The sequence below is a fragment of the Pseudomonas sp. genome, from assembly GCF_048265905.1.
GTDB lineage: Bacteria > Pseudomonadota > Gammaproteobacteria > Pseudomonadales > Pseudomonadaceae > Aquipseudomonas.
On sequence record NZ_JBLXAP010000005.1, the window covers coordinates 269,297 to 289,247 of the forward strand.

Below are 19,951 nucleotides of genomic sequence, written 5' to 3' on the forward strand. Positions count from 1 at the left end.
ACCCGATTGCTGTCACAGCCTCTGCTCAGAACTGCGGCGTATATTTAACGCTGAACATCAGGTTGCGTGGGTCGCCGAAGTTATTGCTCCCGTCTGCGGCGGCGAAGCCTGGAAGGTAGTAACGCTTGTCGAACAGGTTGTTGGCATTGACGGCCAGATCGATTTCGTCGTTCAAACGGTAGCCCATGCGGGCATTCCAGACGGTGAAGCCGGGTACGTCGAACTCCCGGTCGAAACTGACGGTATGGCTTTGCGAGGTAAAGCCGCCGCCCAGGCTGACGCGGTCCCATTGGCCTTGTAAGCGGTAGTCAGCCCACATGCGCAGCATGTGCTTGGGTGTCCACTGGCTGTAGATGCTGCCTTCGTTATCTGGGTCATCGAGGAACTTGGTGGTGTTGTAGGTGTAGCCAGCAAACAGTTGCAGATCGCGCAGCACTTCACCGCTGATCTCCGCCTCGATGCCCTGGCTGCGCACCTTGCCAGATGCAGTTGAGCAGTACCAACCATCGCAGGCGAAGCCTGAGGCCTCGTCGGTAACCGCACGGTTCTTCTGGTCATAGCGGAACACAGCCAGCGAAGTGTTGACCCGGCCGTTGAACAGTTCGCCCTTGAGGCCCACTTCGTAGTTGCTGCCGATCACCGGTTCGAGCATCTGCTGCTGGGCCGTGCGTCCGCTCTGTGGCTCAAATACATCGGTGTAGCTGGCGTAAACTGCCCACTCCTGAGTCAGGTCGTAGACCAGGCCCAGATAGGGGGTGAACTCGCCGGTCTCGGTCATGCTGTCCTTGTAATCGTCGTCAGGAAGCATGTAGGCATAGTCGTACCAACTGACGCGGGCACCGACCACGGCCGTCAACGGCTCGGCCAACTTAACCCGCCAACTGCCATACAGCCCCTTCTGGCGGATGTCGTACTCGGCATTGGTGCCGCGCCCGCCCGGCGAGCTGAGAATATCGTCCAGGCTCGGTTCTGGGCGATGATGGTCGATATCAAAGATATTACCGCCCGGCACGAAGCGCCGCGCGTAGAAGTCATCCGAAGTGTATTTGGAGTAGTTGCCGCCGACCGTGATTTCCTGCTCCAGGGAGAAGGCTTCGAATTTGCCGTTGAGAAACATGTCCAGCCCGAGCTTGGTCGACTCGAAGTTGGTGAGCCAGTCAGCGAAGTCCAGGCCGCTGCCATCGCCTGCAACATCACCGTGCATGCGCTGATGCAGCGAGTCGTTATGCTCGCGCATGCGCACGGCGCCAACTTTGAAGCGCCAGTTGTCATCGAAACGATGTTCTAGATCAGCATATAGCGTGTTCTGCTCTATATCGTTGCTGTTCCAGGTGGCGCCACTGTAGGTCGAGCGCGAAAAGCCGATGTCGCTACCGTCGGGGTAGCGCGGCAGGCCACGTACCATTGGCCGGGAATCAAGGTCGGTATTGCTTATGCCCACGCCCAAGGTAGTGTCCGGGCTGAGATCGAAGTCCAACGCGCTGTACAACGAGGTGGTCTTGCTCCACACGTAATCGGTGAAGGAATGAGTGTCGTCCTGATCGACCACCATGCGCCCGCGAATGCTGCCGCTCTCATTCAGAGGGCCGCCGGCATCCGCCTGCAAGCCATAGTGATCCCAGGAGCCAGCCTTGCCAGTGAAGCTGACCGTAGGCGCGACTTGGCCGCGCTTGCGCACCAGATTGATCGCCCCACCGGGACTGCCCGCACCCTGCAGAAGGCCGGAAGCGCCGCGCAGAATTTCCACGCGATCGAAGAACACAAGATCCTGGGTCGCCCAGTTTCCCAGCACATAGGTATTACGCGGGATTGGCACACCATCATATTGCCAGTCATCAATCTGGAATCCGCGTGATGAAATCACCATGCCCGGGCCGATACCGGTGGCGCCGACCAGGCCGGTGGTCTGGTTTACGGCGTCACGCAGGTCGGTGATGCCTTGGTCGTCGAGTTGCTGGCGGGTGATCACGCTGACAGACTGGGGGATTTCCTTGAGCCTATGCGTGCCCTTGCCGATGGTTACCGCACCTGAGGTGTAGGAGCCACTGCCTTCGGTAGTTGCCCCGAGCGCTTGCCCAGTGACGGTGACATCTTTGAGCTCAATCGTGCCATTGGTTTGCGCCTTGGGCTGCACACTGAAATTGCCGCTCTGGGTTACCTTCAACTCCAGGCCTGAGCCTTTCAGGGCCTGTTGCAGAGCCTGTGTTGCGGTTAGCTCTCCTTGTACAGAAGGTGCTTGTTTACCCCGAACCAACGCAGGTTCCAAGGAAATCACCTGGCCACTCTGGCGAGCGATAGCATTGATCGTCTCGCTCAGGCTGGCAGCGGGCAGATCGAAGCGCAGAGGCTGTTGGGCGGCAGGCTCTGCGTAGGCGAAACCTAACGGACCAACAGAAGTGAGCGCGATGGCGATGGCAAGGGCGCGGGGTTTGAACACGGAATGCTCCTGAGTAAATTTATCTAGTCAGGAGATAGGTGGAACGAAACAGAAAAACCAGACACGAATGAGAGTGATTTCCATAGATTATTTTCTGCAGCTCGAAAAGTAAGCAATAGAGCCGCCGCTCTAGCGAGGATCAATCCTGCGCATCGATCAGGGTCAACCAAGGCCCGTAATGGCTGATGCGAATTGGCAGAGTCTCCTCCAAGGCAGTCAGTGTCCGTTCGGGATCATCAAGCGGATAGACGCCCTGCACCCTTATCGAGCGAACCTCTGGATCGACACGAATCAATCCAGATCGATAGGGCCTCAGCGCTTCGATCACGGCTTCAAGAGGCTCGTCGAGCACGCTCAACTGACCTTGCAGCCAATCGGCGCGATGCCTCTCTGCGCTTCCCAAGCTTTCAATATGACGTGCGTGCAACAAGGCGGCCTCGCCTTTGTGCAGCGTCTGCGAAGCCCCGTTCGGCAGGCTGAGTTGAACCGAATGCTTAAGCACCAGCACACGTGTAACTTGGTGCTCCTGATGTACCAGAAAGCGGGTACCAAGCGCACGAACGTCACCTTGAGCGCTGCGCACGATAAATGGTCGGTTTGCGTCCGGGGCAACCTGCACGACCAGCTCGCCGTGACGCAGACGCAGCAAGCGTTGGCTGGCCGTGAAATCAATGTCGACCGAACTGCCGGCGTTGAGGTTGAGCTGGCTGCCATCGTCGAGATCGTAGCGCATTCGTTCGCCCGTGCCCGTGCTTAAGTCGGCAAGCAGCGCCTGGCCTGGCCGAGTGCGCCCCAACAACCACAATCCGCTGCCAAACAGGCCGAGGCCGGTCAAACCACGCAATACCTTTCGCCGCGATACGGCAGGTTGCAGCAAAACTTCACGCGCCAAGCCCGGAGTGCGCCGCTCGAAACTGCGCAAGGTTTCATAGTGACCGCCAAGCCCCTGATGCAAATGCCTCCAGGCGGCGGCATTTGCCGGGTCGCTCGACAACCAGGCTTCAAAGCCTGCCTGCATCGGTGCATCAGGCGTGGCCGCACGCAAGCGCACCATCCAGTCGATGGCCTCCTTACCTGCCCGGGTCAAAGCAATTTCGCTCATGGCTGCATACCGGTCAGGTAGCACTGGCGAAGGGCCTGAGTCATGTAGCGGCTTACGGTTCGTTCAGACACCCCCAGGCGGCGACCGATTTCCTGATAGCTGAAACCGTCAAGCTGACTGAGGAGAAAGGCTTTTTTCACTGCATGCGGCAGGCCTGCAAGCGAGCGGTCGATGGCGCTTAATGCCTCGACCAGCAAAGCGAGTTCTTCTGGTGAAGGGGCCAAGGCATCAGGTAATGCCGATAGCCGCTCGAGATAGGCAAGTTCAAGTCTGCGCCGACGATGGCGATCGGAAATCAGCCGGCGTGCGATGGTCGATAAATAGGCCCGCGGCTGCTCTATGCTGTCCGGGTCGACGCTAGAAGCCAGCATCTGACAAAAGGTCTCTGCAGCGGTATCTTCCGCGTCAGCGTGATTGCGCAGGCGACGCTGGACGTGCTGAAGGAGCCAGCGATGATGGTCGCTAAAGAAGAATCCCAGCTTGCTGGTCGTAAGGTGGGACACTGCCGACTCTCTGCAAATGTAAACTATTCGCATTCTACTGTTCGAACAGACCAGCTTACAAGTCTGTAAACCCGGTACATTGTTCAACGCCTGCTTGCGCCCCGTTATCCAGGCTGCTTGGCAGCGCTGAAGCAGTTGCTGATATAGGCTGCGACGCAAAATGGAAAGCGTGCTTTACGTATAGTTTGCCTTGCGTTAATGTAAAGCGTCCTTTCCACAGAGCAAACAGCATGACCAAGTATTATTATGAATTCGGTGGCGCGATCGCCCTCTATATTCTGGTTCTGACAGTATCGCTTGTGCTACTGACACAGCATCAAGACGCCACATTGCTGTTGCGCGTGCCACTAACCCTTGCCCCGATGATTCCAGCTGGCTTGCTCTGCTGGGCCATTGTTCGACAACTGCATCGCCTCGATGAAATGCACCTGCGCATTCAGTTTGAGGCGCTCGGTTTCGCATTCGCAGCCTCAGCTTTACTGACCTTCAGCTATGGTTTTCTGGAAAATGTAGGCGCGCCTCACCTGCCTTGGCTCTGGGTGTGGCCAGTGATGGCGACGACTTGGATAATTGGACTGATGATTGCCAAGCGCCGCTATCAATGAAGAACCGACTCAGAGCGCTTCGTGCCGAGCGTAAATGGTCTCAGCAAGATCTGGCCTCGATGTTGGGCGTCTCGCGCCAGACGATCAATGCGATTGAAAATGGGCGATATGATCCGAGCTTGCCGCTGGCGTTCCAGATCGGACGAGTTTTCCAGCAACCCATAGAAAGCATTTTCGATGATCAAGCGCCAACGCCTTGCTGAATTGATGACGCAATTGTCGGGCGAGATGCTTTCCCCACAACCAACGCCTGAACCCTTAGGGGTCAAGCGTGCGAGGATGCAGTTTCAAACCTTGAACTGCTTGGTCAACTGGTTCAAGCCCGTTGCCAAGGTTGATAGTTCAGCCGTAGCCAGTGCTGTCTGGCTCGCACCCTCCGATGTCTCGCTGGAGAAGTCGCGGATGCTGACCAGGTTTCGGTCAACTTCGCGAGCGACCTGAGCTTGTTCTTCAGCTGCCGTCGCTATCATAAAGTTGCGCTCGTTGATCTGAGTTAAAGACTCGGTGATATCAACCAAAGCCTTGCCTGCGCTGTAGGCCATCTCAAGTGTTTTCTGGGCTTGTTCACTGGTAAGCGACATAGAGGAGACCGCATTAGAGGTTCCGGTCTGAATCGAGCTCACCATTTGCTCGATTTCCTGAGTGGATTGTTGAGTGCGATGGGCAAGCGCCCTCACTTCATCCGCGACGACAGCAAAACCGCGCCCCGCCTCGCCCGCTCTTGCCGCTTCAATTGCAGCGTTCAATGCAAGTAGATTCGTTTGCTCGGCAATGGCCCGTATCACGTCCAGGACCTTGCTAATGTCGGTCGCCATTACAACAAGTGCCTGCACCTCGCTGGAGGTCGCCCCGACATTGGAAACCACAAGGTTAATCGCAGTAATCGTTTCGTCGACCTGAGCTTTACCCGCTGCTGCAGCATCGCTGGATTGTGATGTCATCTGCGACGTTGAGGAGGCATTACTTGCTACTTCTTCAACCGCAGCGCTCATTTCATTAACAGCGGTAGCCGCCATTTCAATTTCATGACCTTGACGTTGAATTGTCTGCGCAGCACCCTCGGTGACGGCATGCATTTCTTCAGAGGTCGCGGCTAGTTGAGTTGACGAGTCGCCAATCATCGCCAGGGCCTCACGCAATTTAGCCTGCATGGTGGCTAATGCTGCGATCAACCGCGCCGCTTCATCGGAGCCATCAACTTTGATGTCCTGACTCAAATCGTTGTCGGCAATACGTTCAGCAATTGCCAATGAGTAGCCGATGGGCACCGTCAGGCTACGGGTGTACAGCAAGGCAAGAGTCACGGTAGCGGCAAAACCAATGGCGATAGAAACCCAGACGACAATCTGGGTCTGTAAGTAAATTACATCAGCGTCGATACCAGCCTGCTTGGCTTTTTCTTGATTGACCTTGGTCAGTCCATCCAAGGCAGCTTGAACCCTCTGTGCCGCCATTCGCATCTCGCTGCTTGATAGCGCAACAGCAGCCTCTAACTGCCCGGCCGCGATTGTGGCAAGGTATTTGTCCTGGACAATAGTGTAGGCGTCGCGTGCTTCAACAAACGCATCGTATGCTTCGCGTCCATCCTGGGTCGTGAGAAAGGGTTGCAGCGATTCCATAGCGTTGCTTATGCGTACCCTGGCTTGCTTGATGTCACTAAGCGCCTTAGTGGTACGCGCTTCAGGTTCGAGCGGGTTTCTCAGGCGCGCATTATTGGCTCGAACCCCAGTAAATTCCCCGCTCATTTCACCGACTAATTTGATGCTGCTCAGGACATTAACTTCCACGTACATTTCAAAATCATTCAGCTTGTCTGCCTGATATAAAGACAACAGTCCAATAGCAACAATAACCAGAGAAAAAAAGCCAAAACAAATAGCCGAACGAGGCGCCAATTTCAGTCTTCGTAAAATCATCAGAGTACCCTCCTAAGTTGGTACCTAACTATCGTTACCAAGGCTGGAAACTTAACGCAGAGAAAAACCAATCAACTCACACCAAACGAAAGTTAGGCAGCACGACCAAGCCATTTGCAGCGCTCTGCTCGATAGGCGCATCAACTCTCAACTGGACTCGCACGCCCGCGCGGTGAGCGCTTGCGATATTGGTTGCTGAGTTGCTGGGCCAGCTCGATGAAATTGATGATGGGCGGCGATTGGTTGAAACTTCGGCACAGCAGCGTAATAGGCGCGACAAGTCGAGGTTTGGCGTCGCGCAGGTGGCAATAGACGACGCTGCCCTCATGAAAGCCTTGCATGGAAGCAGGCACGACTGAGATACCTGCGCCTGCCGCCACCAGACTTACGTTGGTCAGCATTCGCTCAACCTCAAAGGCGATCGTCGGTTCAAAACCTGCATTGCGACAGGCCTGCACAAGATTGGCGTACATGCCGGGCGCCCCCGGCCTGCGAACCAGAATGAAGCGCTCATTAACCAGTTCTGCTAATGACACACTAATTTCACTGGCAGGCGAATGGCCGTTAAGTAGCGGGTGACCGTCAGGAAGGGCCAGCAACAACTCTTCATTCAGCAAATGATGGTATTGAACCGTCTTAGGGTGCGCTACTGGGGCGCGGAGAATGCCAATATCGGTATGCTCGGCCAGCACATTTTCGGTCAGCTCGCTGGCGTTGCCTTCACGCAGACTGATATCCACGCCAGGATAACGCTCGCGATAGCTGCGGATAATCTGCGGGATCAGCGAGTGTGAGGCAGCCGAACTGGTGAAACCAACACTCAAAGTGCCTTCGATACCTTGAGCCGTTCGCGCAGCCTTGATTGAACCGAGCTCTACCTTGCGCAGAATCTCTTTGGCTTCACTCAGGAAGACTTTACCGCCCGCCGTTAGAACTACGCCTTTGGGATGACGGACAAACAGATCAAAGCCAAGCTCCTGCTCCAATGCGCGGACCTGCTGACTTAACGGCGGCTGCTGCATGTTCAGCCGAGCGGCGGCGCGGGTGAAGTGCTGCTCTTCTGCGACCATGACGAAGTAACGAAGATGACGCAATTCCATGACGAATTCACCCTGTGTCGAGTAAGTAACTGCGCTGCACGATACCGAATCCACTAGGGATGGGATAGGATGTTAGACCCCGGACGGCGCGGGGGATCAAACCAATAATAATTAAGAATTACTGATGCTCAGAGTTGTTCGATCTGGTCTTGCTCAGTTAGTGCTGGCTGTATTGCTCGGCAGCCTGCTGGGTGTCTGGAAACCCACGCTGGCAATCGAGATGAAGGTTTTCAGTGACCTGTTTATTGCCGTTGTGCGGTTCATCACGCCAGTGGTGATGTTCGTACTCATTGCGTCAAGCGTTGCGGGCTTACGTGGTTACAGCACGACCCTGAGGCTAAGTCTGAGCACCTTGGGCTATTGGCAGTTAATGTCGCTGCTCTCACTTGTTTGTGGCCTGTCGGTCGCCTTACTGCTGCAGCCTGGTGTTGACATGCCAATGGCTGAACAAAGCAGGCCACATGCGACTGTAATCGTTAATAGCATCTCGGTTACACAGGTTCCAGGTTTGCTGGCGATCGCTTTCGAGCACAGCATTATCTTTAAAGTGCTGCTCGCGGCCTTGGTTGCAGGACTACTGCTGGGGTTCGCTGGCGACAAAGGCGCCCAGCTCCGACAAGCGTTGAAGGATTCTGTCGGGCTGGTATTCCGGACCATGCAATTTGTTATTCGCTTTGCCCCGCTGGCTGCATTTGGCGCCATCGCATTTACCATCAGCCTATACGGTGCTGGAGCGACAATTCCTCTCGCAAAATTCGTCGCCACCGCCTACGCCGCCAGCCTGCTTTACATTTTATCAATGCTGACGCTAGCGCTTAGAGTGAGCGGCATCAGCTTGTGGAGACTGCTGGGCTATATCAAGGAAGAACTATTTCTGGTCGCATCCACCGGCTCATCGGTGGCGGCTCTGCCTCGTTTGATCGACAAGCTCGAAGCCGCAGGATGCAATAGCAAGCTTGCACGCCTGACGCTTACCACTGGCTATAGCTTCAATCTCAACGGCTCCAATATCTACCTGATGGTCGCGGTGATATTTCTCGCGCAGTCAGCCCATATTGAGCTGAACGGGCAGTTGCTGCTCACCGTGCTTCTTGTCAGTTTACTGACCTCATTAAGCTCTACCAGCGTCGCCGGTTCGGCATTTATTACCCTGACCGCAACCCTCAGCGTGCTGCAGATAGTGCCGTTGGAAAGCATTGGTGTGCTCATCGGTGTAGAACGAATGATGAAGTGCCGGTCACTGACCAATGTGCTCGGCAACTGCGTCGCCTGTCTGACCATGGCCAGTTGGCACAAAGAGATAGATCGAAACAAATTAGAGCAGGCACTGGGCTAGCGGTTGGAGTTATGCCGGAGCTGTTTTAACAAGTTCTTGCGGGAAGGCATTGAGGTTTGCAGCGCGCTTGAAAATGTTTATCCAGGCCATGACGCAAAAGCGACCGGCACTTGGCCGGTCGCTTGCTTTGCGAATACAGCTACCTGAATAGCGGCTTAGTTAGATGCTTTCACCAGTTTGCCAAACGCCTTGTCCAATGCCGCATCGGCATCCAGCAAATGCTGACGATGCTCGGTCATCCAGTTGCGATCGGCCTTCAAGCTTTTCTGCGCTTCAGCCAGCATGCGCTTAACCTCTTTTGGCTGAGGCCCGCCAGTGCCTTTACGTGATTCAACCATTGCGCGTGGCGATAATGTCGCCCGAAAAGCTGCTTCATCCAAAGGCAATTTTTCCAGCTCCCACTTGTACTTCTTAGCCGCTTGAGTGAACAGCTTTTGTGCTTCGGCGTAGGGGAAGTTCTTCGGAAAGTATCCCTCTTTGCGCGCTGCACCAACTACCAGCGAAGCAAAGCTGTGACCAATACGGAATGGCACCTTGTACTCACGCTCGAGGGTGTCAGCCAACTCCATTGAGGTGGTCCAGTCGGCGTCCAGCTCCTCCATCGCACGCTCTGGATTAATCACCAACGCGGCCAACACCTTGTCCAATCGTTTGAACATTTGGGTTGCGGAGGTAAACAAGCCAAGCGAGTCAAATGCGGCTTTATAGTCGGTCATGCCGGTGGTCACGTTGTGCGCCCGGATAGTCGTGGCGTTAGCCAGCCCAACGACATCAGATGCAGACTCACGGGTGCGCATCAGCAGACCCGGGTTACGTTTCTGCGGCATTGCGCTACTGGAGTATGTGGCCCCTTCCTCCAGCAGCAGCCACGGACGCGTCTGGTGATATTGAGTGTGAATATCACCAATCATGGCGCCGACGCGGATAGCCGAAGATGAAGCAATGCCAGCGGCTTCCAACGGAATATCAAAGGTCGAAACCTGCCCCGCATCGAGCGAGTTTTCGCGCAGGCCGTCAAAGCCCAATAGCTCGGCCAAACGCTCACGATTCAGTGGCCAGCCAGAGTTGGCCAATACGGCGGTGCCCATCGGGCTTAGGTTCAAACGCGCATAGAGTTCATGGATGCGTTGAGCATCTCGTTCGAATGAGGCCTCAAATGCCAGCAAGTAATGGGCATAGCTGATTGGCATCGCTTGCACGCCGTTGGTGTAAGCCGGGACCAGCGTATCAACGTTCTTCTCAGCAATTTTCAGCACGCGCTCGCGGACCTTGTTCAAGGCATCGCTGTAGTCCAGCACCTGAGCACGCAACACGGCCAAACGATAGGTCGCGTACATATCCTGACGACTACGACCGGAGTGAATCAAGGAAGCCTCTGGGCCGATTTTGTCGACCATGATCTTTTCCACCTGCAACACATCACTCGGCCGTTTGCCGTTTGGTTGCTTGGCTTGGTCGATCACATGCTGCACACCACCAGCGATAAGGTGGCCGAGCTTGGGGGTGACTACACCTTCTTCAGTGAGCATCACGATTGAGGCTTTGTTGATGCGGTTCATCCAACTGAACTGCTCTTCATAAGCGCCACCCTTACCGCTGCGTTTATCAACGGTTGCACCGATTTTCTCGGCTTGCGCCGCACATTCAGCCGTGGTTCGGCAAGGCAGGTCAGCGGTGTTGGCCGCCTGAGCGTTGTATGAGAAAAATAGAGAATAGACGACAGCAAGGTGGATCAGGTTCTTTCTGAATTTCATGTTGCGTTCCTTCCGAACAGATCAGGTTTGGTCATCGCCAACTGGCTGGTGACGATTGAACAAAGCAGCATCAGAGCGCCTTGGCTTAAAGCAGCGCGAGGGTGTAGCTGAAGATCAAACGGTTCTGATCAATATCGTTGCCGCCATTGCTGCGATAGGTACCGTTGCGCCACTTGACCCCGAAGTTTTTAAGCGCCCCGCTCTGTACGACATAGCCGATATCAGTGTTGCGCTCCCACTCTTTGCCCTCGCGACCAGGCGAGCGAACGAAGTTGTCACCACTGGTGTAACGGGTCATGAAGGTCAGGCCCGGGATACCAATCGCAGCAAAGTTGTAGTCGTAACGCGCCTGCCAGGACCGCTCTTCAGGGCTGGCAAAGTCGGCGGAGATCATCACGTAGTTGACCAGATATGAGTTGGTGCCTTCGATGTGCGGAAAGCCGGTTTCGCCATTCATTTGCTGGTAATTGACACCGAACGAGTGGCCACCAAGGTTGTAGATCAACTTGGCACCAAAGGCCTTGTTATCGATATTGGTTTTGCCGTCATTGCTGGAGTAGGCATAGCGAATATCCGTCTCGAAAGACTGCTCATCGCCCAGTGGATATTTGTATTTGATATTGGCGATGTGCTGCCGGTAATTTTTGTCGAGGTGTGCATAGTTGTAGCCAGTGGTCAGGTTTTTGTCCCACTTGTAATTAGCACCGGCAAAGTTAAATTCATCACTCTCCTGCCCGCCTCGGATACCTTTACCGGCGACGACCATGTCATCGTTTGAACTGGAGTTACGCAGGCTGTTCTGGGTCAGGCGACCGAGATCAACAGTCAGGCTGTCGATCTCTTTGGACTGCAACTGCGCGCCTTGGAAAGTCTGGGGTAACAGGCGCGAGTCATTGGGCAGCACAGTTGGCAGCTTTGGTATCAGGGTGCCGACGCGCAACACACTTTTGGAAATACGCGCCTTGGCAGCTGCGCCGAACTGGCTGTACTCATCGGGCGCTTTATCGTCACCGACGGGCAGCAAGCCAGTGTTTTGCCGATCAGGCCCCGAATCAAGCTTAACGCCAAGCAAGCCAATAGCATCAACCCCAAAACCCACCGTGCCTTCGGTAAACCCCGAGCTGTAATTCAAGATAAAACCTTGAGCCCACTCATCGCGCAGCGACTGCTTGGCATCTGGCTGATGATAATCACTGTTGAGGTAGAAGTTGCGCAGCTCGACTGAAGCCTTGCTGTCTTCAAAAAAGGCTGCATTGGCAGTCAGTGGAATGGTTAAGGCTGTGCTGGCGGCGAGCACAGTTGGGACACGCAAGTGGCATCTCGTCATGATTGTTGCCTCGTTTAATTGTTTTTATTTGAGCTGTCAGGCAAGTGGCAGCAAACGAGATGCTAGAGACTAACGATCAAGATTAAAAATATATGTAAGATATTAACTTAATACTTTAAAAGTATTGATTTAATTGCACCGCAAACCATCGCATTCGCCCGCCTTGGGCAAACGAGTGAGTGGAACGGTACAAGCAACCGAAGGGGCAGAGCTCAAACAAGCCGATAAGCGTCAATCAGATTGGTTATATCATCGGCAAGCGCCTCGACTTGAGCATCAGGTACATCGCGCTCGGCAAACACCCGCAAGCCAATCATTTGAGCTTGAAGCAAACGCGCCAGTCTTGAGCAATCGACGTCAGGCTTTAACTCAGCCGCAGCTTTGGCCTGCTCTAATGCCTTGCAAATTCTTTGCTCAACCAGCGCCATTACAGCGTCAGCCTTAGCCAGTAACTCTGCATCTTCTGGATTGATTTCAAGCAAGGTCTTAACCACCATGCAGGCTTGCGCTGGCATTTGAGTTTCAGCTGCGCATGGACGCACAAATAAACGCAAGTAGCCTTTCAATCCATCGACAACGGTCGGTGATCCCTCCAGCATCAAACGGAAGTTTTCACCAGTGCGCGCCACATAGGCATCCAGCGCCTCCATAAACAAACCGCTTTTACTGCCGAAGGTTGCATAGAGACTGCCGGGACGCATATCCAGTGCCTGCTCGATATGCTTCATGGAAGACGCGTAATAGCCCCTCGACCAAAATAGCTCGACAGCGCGTTCCAGAGCGACTTGACGATCAAAGCAGGCAGCACGAGGCATAGCGGTCCTTGGGAATGACAGTAGATTGATTTTGAGCGATCACTCAATTATAGCTTGATTGACTGAAAACTCTCAATTAACGTAAGCCCATATTTGAACGATCCTTCAAAAATCATTTTGCAAAAGGATGTCCAATGCCAGAGCACAGAACCACGCCGATTATCGTGTTTGATGTGAACGAAACACTGCTTGATATCACCACGCTAAACCCGTTGTTTGAGCGTGTCTTTGCTGACGCTGCAGTACTGCGTGAATGGTTTGCACAGCTGATTCTGTACTCACAAACCATGACCCTCAGCGGCCTTTACCGCCCTTTCGGCGAACTGGCCGTTGGCTCACTGAAGATGCTTGCCTCAATTCATGGCAAAACTATCAGCAACGCTGATATCGACGAACTCAAGCACCGCATGAGCACGATGCCCGCCCACGCCGACGTGGTGCCAGCACTTCAGCGCTTGCGCGATGCAGGCTTTCGCCTCGTGACGCTGACCAACTCAGCCAGCAGCGCATCGCCTACAGCTCTCGAACTAGCAGGTTTGAGCGAATTCTTTGAGTACTCATTCAGCGTTGAATCGGTAAAAAAATTCAAACCCGCCCCAGAAACCTACCAACTGGTAGCCGATCAGATGGCCGTACAACGCAGCGAATTAATCATGGTCGCCTGCCACCTATGGGACACGATTGGCGCCCAGGCTGCAGGCTGTAAAGGCGCACTACTGCTGCGCCCATACAACGCGATGCTGCCGGCAGCTGGCGTGCCTGAACCGGACTATATCGCTAGCGAACTACGCGAACTCGCGGAGCAGATCATTGCTTGAGCATACGACACACCTCAACCCACTTATTGCTCACTAGAGGAACCCGAAATGGACGATAACACTGCGTACACCCCACCCGCCGTCTGGACCTGGGAGAAAGAAAGTGGCGGCAAGTTTGCGAGCATCAACCGACCGATTGCTGGCCCAACTCACGAAAAAGTACTGCCCGTAGGTAAGCACCCACTCCAGCTCTACTCGCTTGCAACACCCAACGGTGTGAAAGTCACGGTGATGCTTGAGGAACTGTTGGAGCTCGGGCACTCTGGAGCGGAATACGACGCTTGGCTGATCGACATTTCAGAAGGCGATCAATTCTCCAGCGGCTTTGTTGCCGTTAATCCCAACTCGAAGATTCCTGCGCTGCTTGATCACAGCGACGCAACGCCAACCCGGCTATTTGAGTCCGGCTCGATTTTGCTGCATCTGGCAGAAAAGTTTGGTGCGCTGCTGCCAACAGAGCCGAAGGCCCGCACTGAAGCGCTTAACTGGTTGTTTTGGCAGATGGGTAGCGCGCCATACCTAGGCGGCGGCTTTGGTCATTTCTATGCCTATGCGCCAAGCAAATTCGAGTACCCAATCGACCGCTTTGCCATGGAAGTTAAGCGTCAACTCGACGTACTTGACCGCCAACTCGCCAACAACCGATACATCGCTGGCGATCAATACAGCATTGCAGATATCGCCATTTGGCCGTGGTACGGCTTACTTGCTCTGGGTGGGATTTACGATGCAGGTGAGTTCCTGCAAGTGCAAAGCTACGAGAATGTGCAACGCTGGGCGAAAGAAATTGCCAGTCGTCCTGCGGTAAAACGCGGGCGCATGGTCAACCGCACCTGGGGTGAGCCGCACGAGCAACTGCGCGAACGCCATGCTGCCAGCGACTTCGAAAACATCGCTTAAACACAACCGGCGTTGAGTCACTCAGGCGGGAGCAAACTCAGCCTGAGTGACCAACACGACGCTCGAGCAAGCGCTTTTATTTCGCTCTGTGCATAATGCGCAGCATGAGTCGAACAGCAACCCACCCAACTGTCCCCCGTCGCCTACGCTGGCGCAGTTTGCTCCTGCTCGGGCTTGTGCTCGCACCGTTGCTGTGGCCGCTACAAATTGTTATCGAGCGTTATTATCGCGAACAGTTGGCTGAGCAGAGGCAGCAGATTTTAGACCTGTACGTCGCCAACCTGCTTGGCACCCTCAATCGCTATGAAGTTTTGCCGCCGATTCTGGGTCAACTGCCGACCTTGCGCCAACTATTGGGCCAACCCGGTTCGGGGGCTAAGCGCGATCACGCAAACCGCTTACTCAATGACTTAAAAGAGCAAACTGGCGCCGATGTTATTTACTTGATGGCTCCAAACGGACAAACCCTGGCGGCCTCCAACTGGCAGCAAGACGACTCATTTGTCGATCGTAACTTCTCTTACCGCCCCTATTTTCGTGAAGCATTGCAGGGGCGTCCCGGGCGTTTCTTTGGTTTAGGTACCACATCGGGCAAACGCGGGTACTTCTTTGCTGCCGCAGTGCGCGACACAACCGGGGTGATTGGCGTGTTGGTGGTCAAGGTAGATCTCGACCACACCGAAACGCTGTGGGGCGATCGCCCGGAACGCTTGCTGGTGACGGACAATTACGGCGTTGTCATTCTGACCTCGCATCCGGGCTGGCGCTTCCACGCAACCCGAGCGTTGGACAACGCCGAACGCGCAGCGATTACTGACACGCAGCCCTATCAAATTCAATCACCGCCACCGTTGAAGCTTCAGCCCGATGCGTGGATGCAGCAATCGCGCAAGCTCGACAACATCGGCTGGACGGTGAATATTCTTGCGCCACGCGCCCTGCTCGACCGCCCGGTGCGAAGCGCAGTCGCAGCCGGCGGTGCGGCACTGTTAATGCTGATATTACTGCTTGGTTTGCTGATGCAGCGGCGTCGCCACTATCTGGAGCGTATCGCGCTAGACGCCTATGCCCGCCAGCAACTTGAACAACGCGTACTCGAGCGCACCCAAGACCTTGAACAGCTCAACAGTCGCCTGCGCCTGGAAGTACTTGAGCGTGAAAACGCTCAACAGGAGTTGGTCCGGGCACAGGATGAATTGGTTCAAGCCAGTAAATTGTCGGCGCTTGGCACCATGTCCGCGAGCATCAGCCACGAGTTGAATCAACCACTCGCAGCCATCCGCAGTTACGCAGAAAATGCAGGCGTATTGCTTGACCATCAGCGCAACGATGACGCCCGCAGCAACCTCAAGCTGATCAGCCAGTTAACCGAACGCATGGCCTCGATCATCTTGCACTTGCGCGCCTTTGCCCGACGTGACCGGCATGCGCCTGAAAGGGTCGCTCTGCAACCCGCTATTGATGACGCCTTGGCTTTGCTGGCCAAGCGCCGGCGTGCGATGGATGTAGAGCTGATTCGCGACCTGCCCGATGCAACATTGTGGGTTCAAGCTGGGGAAACCCGCTTGCGCCAACTGCTCGGCAATCTATTGGCGAACGCCTTGGATGCATTGAGTGAACGTCCGCAGCCACGCCGCATCTGGATCAGCGCGCAAATGACCGAAACAACACTGGACCTGCACCTGCGCGATAATGGTCCGGGCTTCAGCGACGAGGCCATGCAGCGTGCGCTGGAACCATTTTTCACCACTAAAACCAGCGCTCAGGGCCTGGGTCTCGGCTTAGCTATTTGCGAAACCTTGATGCGCGCCTTGGGCGGTGAGTTACGCTTCGCCAATCATAAAGACGGCGGCGCCGTGCTGACCCTTCATCTGCTGCGTAGCGACAGCAGCATGAGTAGCCAGTACCGATTCGATAACGAAAGCTAAAAAGCCCATAAAAATTTTATCTGCCAATTAACACGGACTGTTATTGCCCAACCCTGAGGTTTCGCTCCATGACCACCCTCGACGCCCATACTCAGGTTTTGCTGATTGATGACGATCCCCTCCTGCGCCAAGCCTTAAGCCAAACGCTTGATCTTGCGGGTTTACAGGTCACCAGTCTGGCCAATGCTCAGGACATCGCCACGCATATCGCTCGCGACTGGCCGGGCGTTGTGGTCAGTGACATCCGCATGCCGGGCATCGACGGGCTGCAACTGCTCAAGCAATTGCAAGAACAGGACCCAGAGCTGCCAATTCTGCTGATTACTGGTCACGGTGACGTGCCGCTCGCCGTACAAGCCATGCGCGCAGGCGCTTATGACTTCCTCGAAAAGCCATTCGCCAGCGAAGACCTGCTCGACAGCGTACGACGTGCGCTGGCTCTGCGCCGCTTGGTGTTGGATAACCGTAGCCTGCGCTTGGCCCTGACTGACCAACACCAGCTGACAGCGCGTTTAGTCGGCCAATCAACCGCCATGCAACGCCTGCGCGAGCAGATCGGCGCACTCGCCAGCATCAGTACTGACGTGTTGATTCTGGGTGAAACCGGCGCCGGTAAAGAAGTGGTCGCGCGCGCGCTGCATGACTTGTCGAACCGCCGCGAGGGACCATTTGTGGCGATCAACGCTGGTGCGCTGGCAGAGTCCGTGGTGGAAAGCGAGCTGTTTGGTCACGAACCTGGCGCTTTCACTGGCGCGCAGAAGCGCCGTATCGGCAAGTTTGAGTTTGCCAATGGCGGCACGCTGTTTCTTGATGAAATCGAAAGCATGAGTTTGGATGTGCAGGTCAAACTCCTACGCTTGCTGCAAGAGCGAGTGGTCGAGCGCTTGGGTGGCAACCAGTTGATTCCACTGGATATCCGCATCATTGCCGCGACCAAGGAAGACCTGCGTCAAGCGGCAGATCAAGGGCGCTTTCGCGCGGACCTTTATTACCGCCTCAACGTCGCGCCACTGAGTATTCCGCCGCTGCGCGAACGAGGCGACGACACCCTGATGCTGTTCCAGTATTTTGCCGACAACGCCAGCGCGCGCCACTCGCTTCCCAACCGTCCACTGCAACCGGCACAGTCGGCGCAGTTGTTACGTCACAGCTGGCCGGGCAACGTACGCGAACTGCAAAACGCCGCCGAGCGTTTTGCCTTGGGTCTGGGTCTGGGTCTTGAACAGGTACTTGACGAGTCACCAGCACTGAATACACAAAACGACTCTCTCAGCGAACAGGTCGAGCGTTTTGAACGCTCAATCATCGCCGCTGAACTCAACCGCACGCACAGTTCCATGCGCAGCTTGGCCGAAGCCCTGGGCGTACCGCGCAAGACCCTGCACGACAAGTTACGCAAGCACGGCCTGAGCTTCGCTGACACTGGCGAAAGCTCGCCAGATAACGCGGAGTAACTGGCGGAAAACCGCCAGCATTGATAAACAGTCATTTCTTGCTATGCGAAAAACGCACAGCAAGAAATGATCAACTCAGATCGAAATTGTCACGAAAGCCTCTGTTTACGGGATAATCTCGAATTAACCGAAGATCCTGCTAACTGTTTGTCGCATAAACACAACACTGGCATGAGCGTTGCTCTAAGCTTGGTAGGCGATACAACAAATACAAGCCAGGCCATCTCTGCCATGCGCCCGTCATTTTCTGACAAGCAGCCTAGACTTGTTGTTGTTCGCCCGTTTTTCGCGCTACAGCGCTCAACGCTATAAACACAACAAGAGGAAGTATTCGCATGTTCAAAATGACTGCCAAGGCGCTCGCATGCGCCCTGTCGCTGAGCATCGCCGGTATGGCCCAAGCGGCCGACCCGATCGTGATCAAATTCTCCCACGTCGTAGCCGACAACACGCCTAAAGGCCAAGGCGCCAACCTGTTCAAGAAACTGGCTGAAGAGCGTCTGCCGGGCAAAGTAAAGGTAGAGGTTTACCCGAACTCATCTTTGTTCGGTGATGGCAAGGAAATGGAAGCCCTGCTGCTCGGTGACGTGCAGCTGATCGCTCCATCGCTGGCCAAGTTCGAGCAATACACCAAAAAACTGCAGATTTTCGACCTTCCATTCCTGTTTAACGATATTCACGCAGTCGACAAGTTCCAGCAAAGCCCACAAGGCCAGGAACTGCTGACTTCGATGGAGTCAAAAAACATCACAGGTCTGGGCTACTGGCACAACGGCATGAAGCAGTTGTCGGCGAACAAGGCTCTGTACGAACCAAAAGACGCTCGCGGCCTGAAGTTCCGTGTACAGGCATCTGCAGTGCTTGAAGAACAGTTCAAAGCAGTACGCGCCAACCCACGTAAGATGAGCTTTGCCGAGGTTTACCAAGGCCTGCAAACTGGCGTTGTAAACGGTGCGGAAAACCCGTATTCGAACATCTACAGCCAGAAGTTCAACGAAGTTCAGAAGTACATCACCGAATCCAACCACGGTGTACTGGACTACATGCTGATCACCAACACCAAGTTCTGGAACGGCCTGCCTGAAGATGTACGCACCGAGCTGGACAAGATCCTGGTTGAAGTAACAGCTGAAGTGAACAAGCAAGCTGAGATCCTTAACGAAGGTGACAAGCAGCGCATCATCGACGCTAAAACCAGCGAAATCATCACTCTGACTCCAGAGCAGCGTGCTGAATGGCGCGATGCCATGAAGCCTGTTTGGAAGAAGTTTGAAGGCGACATCGGCGCTGACCTGATCAAGGCCGCTGAAGCGTCTAATTAATAAGGTGATCTAGCTGCAACTGCGGCTTGAAACCCGGTAGCGCGCGACCTCTGCCGCGCGCTACCGGGTCCTTTGCAAGATCGCGGGTTACCACGGTCTTCGCCCCTCACCTTTGGAGATCTTATTGATGAACGCCTTACGGCGCGTTTGGGACCACTTCGAAGAAGGCTTTATTGCCTTTTTATTAGGGTCGATGACGCTAGTAACCTTTACCTACGTAATCCTCAACAATCTCTATAGCTTCTTCTACAGCTGGGCTGACCGTTGGGAAGGCGGTAGTGAGACCTTGTTCTGGATCGGTGACCATATCCTCGACATGGCGCAATCCATGACCTGGAGCATTGCCCTGACCAAGGCCTTGTTTGCCTGGTTGATATTTTTCGGTCTGGCCTACGGTGTGCGCACTGCAGGGCATATCGGTGTGGATGCGCTGGTCAAACTGGCCCCACGCCCCATTCAGCGAATCATTGGCCTTATCGCTTGCGTGGCCTGCCTGACATACGCCGGAATGATCGCGGTTGGCAGCTTTGACTGGGTCAAAACCCTGTTCACTGCGGGCATCGGCGCTGAAGACCTTGGCCATTACGGCATCCAGCAATGGCACATCACCGCCATCGTGCCCTTCGGCTACGCC

At 54.9% G+C, this 19,951-nt stretch carries 17 protein-coding genes; 9 read left to right on the forward strand and 8 right to left on the reverse strand.

The features are described from left to right. Positions 1-25: 25 nt before the first annotated feature. The 3 genes from ACN0UH_RS09900 to ACN0UH_RS09910 form a co-directional block, all read right to left on the reverse strand. Complete coding sequence (locus ACN0UH_RS09900) at positions 26-2,437, reverse strand: TonB-dependent siderophore receptor (RefSeq protein ID WP_417661899.1); 2,412 nt, start codon at positions 2,435-2,437, stop codon at positions 26-28. A 139-nt stretch (positions 2,438-2,576) separates the two neighbouring features. Continuing rightward, entirely contained in the window at positions 2,577-3,539 is a 963-nt protein-coding gene (locus tag ACN0UH_RS09905) for a FecR family protein (RefSeq protein ID WP_417661900.1), read from the reverse strand. Beyond that, a complete protein-coding gene (locus ACN0UH_RS09910; protein ID WP_417661901.1) occupies positions 3,536-4,042 on the reverse strand; it encodes a sigma-70 family RNA polymerase sigma factor in 507 nt (168 codons plus the stop codon). Before ACN0UH_RS09910 ends, ACN0UH_RS09905 begins: the two co-directional genes overlap by 4 nt. 230 nt (positions 4,043-4,272) lie before the next feature. Here ACN0UH_RS09910 and ACN0UH_RS09915 point away from each other — a divergent pair, with 230 nt between their 5' ends. Then, a complete protein-coding gene (locus ACN0UH_RS09915) occupies positions 4,273-4,647 on the forward strand; it encodes a hypothetical protein (RefSeq protein WP_417661902.1) in 375 nt (124 codons plus the stop codon). Further along, positions 4,644-4,850, forward strand: coding sequence for a helix-turn-helix transcriptional regulator (locus ACN0UH_RS09920; RefSeq protein ID WP_339516068.1), 207 nt, complete (start codon positions 4,644-4,646; stop codon positions 4,848-4,850). Before ACN0UH_RS09915 ends, ACN0UH_RS09920 begins: the two co-directional genes overlap by 4 nt. Before the next feature lie 84 nt (positions 4,851-4,934). Here the strand turns inward: ACN0UH_RS09920 and ACN0UH_RS09925 are convergent, their stop codons facing one another. Next, positions 4,935-6,563: a methyl-accepting chemotaxis protein gene (locus ACN0UH_RS09925; RefSeq protein ID WP_417661903.1), complete on the reverse strand. Its 1,629-nt coding sequence runs from the start codon at positions 6,561-6,563 to the stop codon at positions 4,935-4,937. A gap of 140 nt (positions 6,564-6,703) precedes the next feature. Further along, a complete protein-coding gene (locus ACN0UH_RS09930) occupies positions 6,704-7,663 on the reverse strand; it encodes a LysR substrate-binding domain-containing protein (protein ID WP_417661904.1) in 960 nt (319 codons plus the stop codon). A gap of 124 nt (positions 7,664-7,787) precedes the next feature. Between ACN0UH_RS09930 and ACN0UH_RS09935 the strand changes: the two genes are divergently transcribed. Further along, complete coding sequence (locus tag ACN0UH_RS09935; protein WP_417661905.1) at positions 7,788-8,999, forward strand: cation:dicarboxylate symporter family transporter; 1,212 nt, start codon at positions 7,788-7,790, stop codon at positions 8,997-8,999. A gap of 155 nt (positions 9,000-9,154) precedes the next feature. Here ACN0UH_RS09935 and ACN0UH_RS09940 read toward each other — a convergent pair whose 3' ends face one another. From ACN0UH_RS09940 to ACN0UH_RS09950, 3 genes are all read right to left on the reverse strand, one after another. After that, positions 9,155-10,753 (reverse strand): argininosuccinate lyase, encoded by a 1,599-nt coding sequence (locus tag ACN0UH_RS09940; RefSeq protein ID WP_417661906.1) that lies wholly within the window; start codon positions 10,751-10,753, stop codon positions 9,155-9,157. Between the two features lie 85 nt (positions 10,754-10,838). Continuing rightward, positions 10,839-12,080, reverse strand: a complete 1,242-nt coding sequence (locus tag ACN0UH_RS09945) for an OprD family porin (RefSeq protein WP_417661907.1) — start codon at positions 12,078-12,080, stop codon at positions 10,839-10,841. 212 nt (positions 12,081-12,292) lie between these two features. Beyond that, positions 12,293-12,895 (reverse strand): TetR/AcrR family transcriptional regulator, encoded by a 603-nt coding sequence (locus tag ACN0UH_RS09950; RefSeq protein WP_417661908.1) that lies wholly within the window; start codon positions 12,893-12,895, stop codon positions 12,293-12,295. A gap of 134 nt (positions 12,896-13,029) precedes the next feature. On the opposite strand from ACN0UH_RS09950, the gene ACN0UH_RS09955 reads away from it, so the two are divergent. The 6 genes from ACN0UH_RS09955 to ACN0UH_RS09980 form a co-directional block, all read left to right on the forward strand. Next, a complete protein-coding gene (locus tag ACN0UH_RS09955; RefSeq protein WP_417661909.1) occupies positions 13,030-13,713 on the forward strand; it encodes a haloacid dehalogenase type II in 684 nt (227 codons plus the stop codon). Between the two features lie 48 nt (positions 13,714-13,761). Continuing rightward, on the forward strand, positions 13,762-14,613 hold the full coding sequence (gene yghU, locus ACN0UH_RS09960; RefSeq protein ID WP_417661910.1) for a glutathione-dependent disulfide-bond oxidoreductase: 852 nt from the start codon (positions 13,762-13,764) through the stop codon (positions 14,611-14,613). Positions 14,614-14,717: 104 nt separating this feature from the next. Continuing rightward, on the forward strand, positions 14,718-16,541 hold the full coding sequence (locus ACN0UH_RS09965) for a sensor histidine kinase (protein ID WP_417661911.1): 1,824 nt from the start codon (positions 14,718-14,720) through the stop codon (positions 16,539-16,541). Positions 16,542-16,609: 68 nt separating this feature from the next. Next, on the forward strand, positions 16,610-17,995 hold the full coding sequence (locus ACN0UH_RS09970) for a sigma-54-dependent transcriptional regulator (protein ID WP_417661912.1): 1,386 nt from the start codon (positions 16,610-16,612) through the stop codon (positions 17,993-17,995). Positions 17,996-18,330: 335 nt separating this feature from the next. Next, positions 18,331-19,317, forward strand: a complete 987-nt coding sequence (gene dctP / locus ACN0UH_RS09975; protein ID WP_417661913.1) for a C4-dicarboxylate TRAP substrate-binding protein DctP — start codon at positions 18,331-18,333, stop codon at positions 19,315-19,317. A gap of 127 nt (positions 19,318-19,444) precedes the next feature. Further along, positions 19,445-19,951: TRAP transporter small permease (locus ACN0UH_RS09980; RefSeq protein WP_417661914.1), on the forward strand; the 507-nt coding region annotated here is incomplete at its 3' end.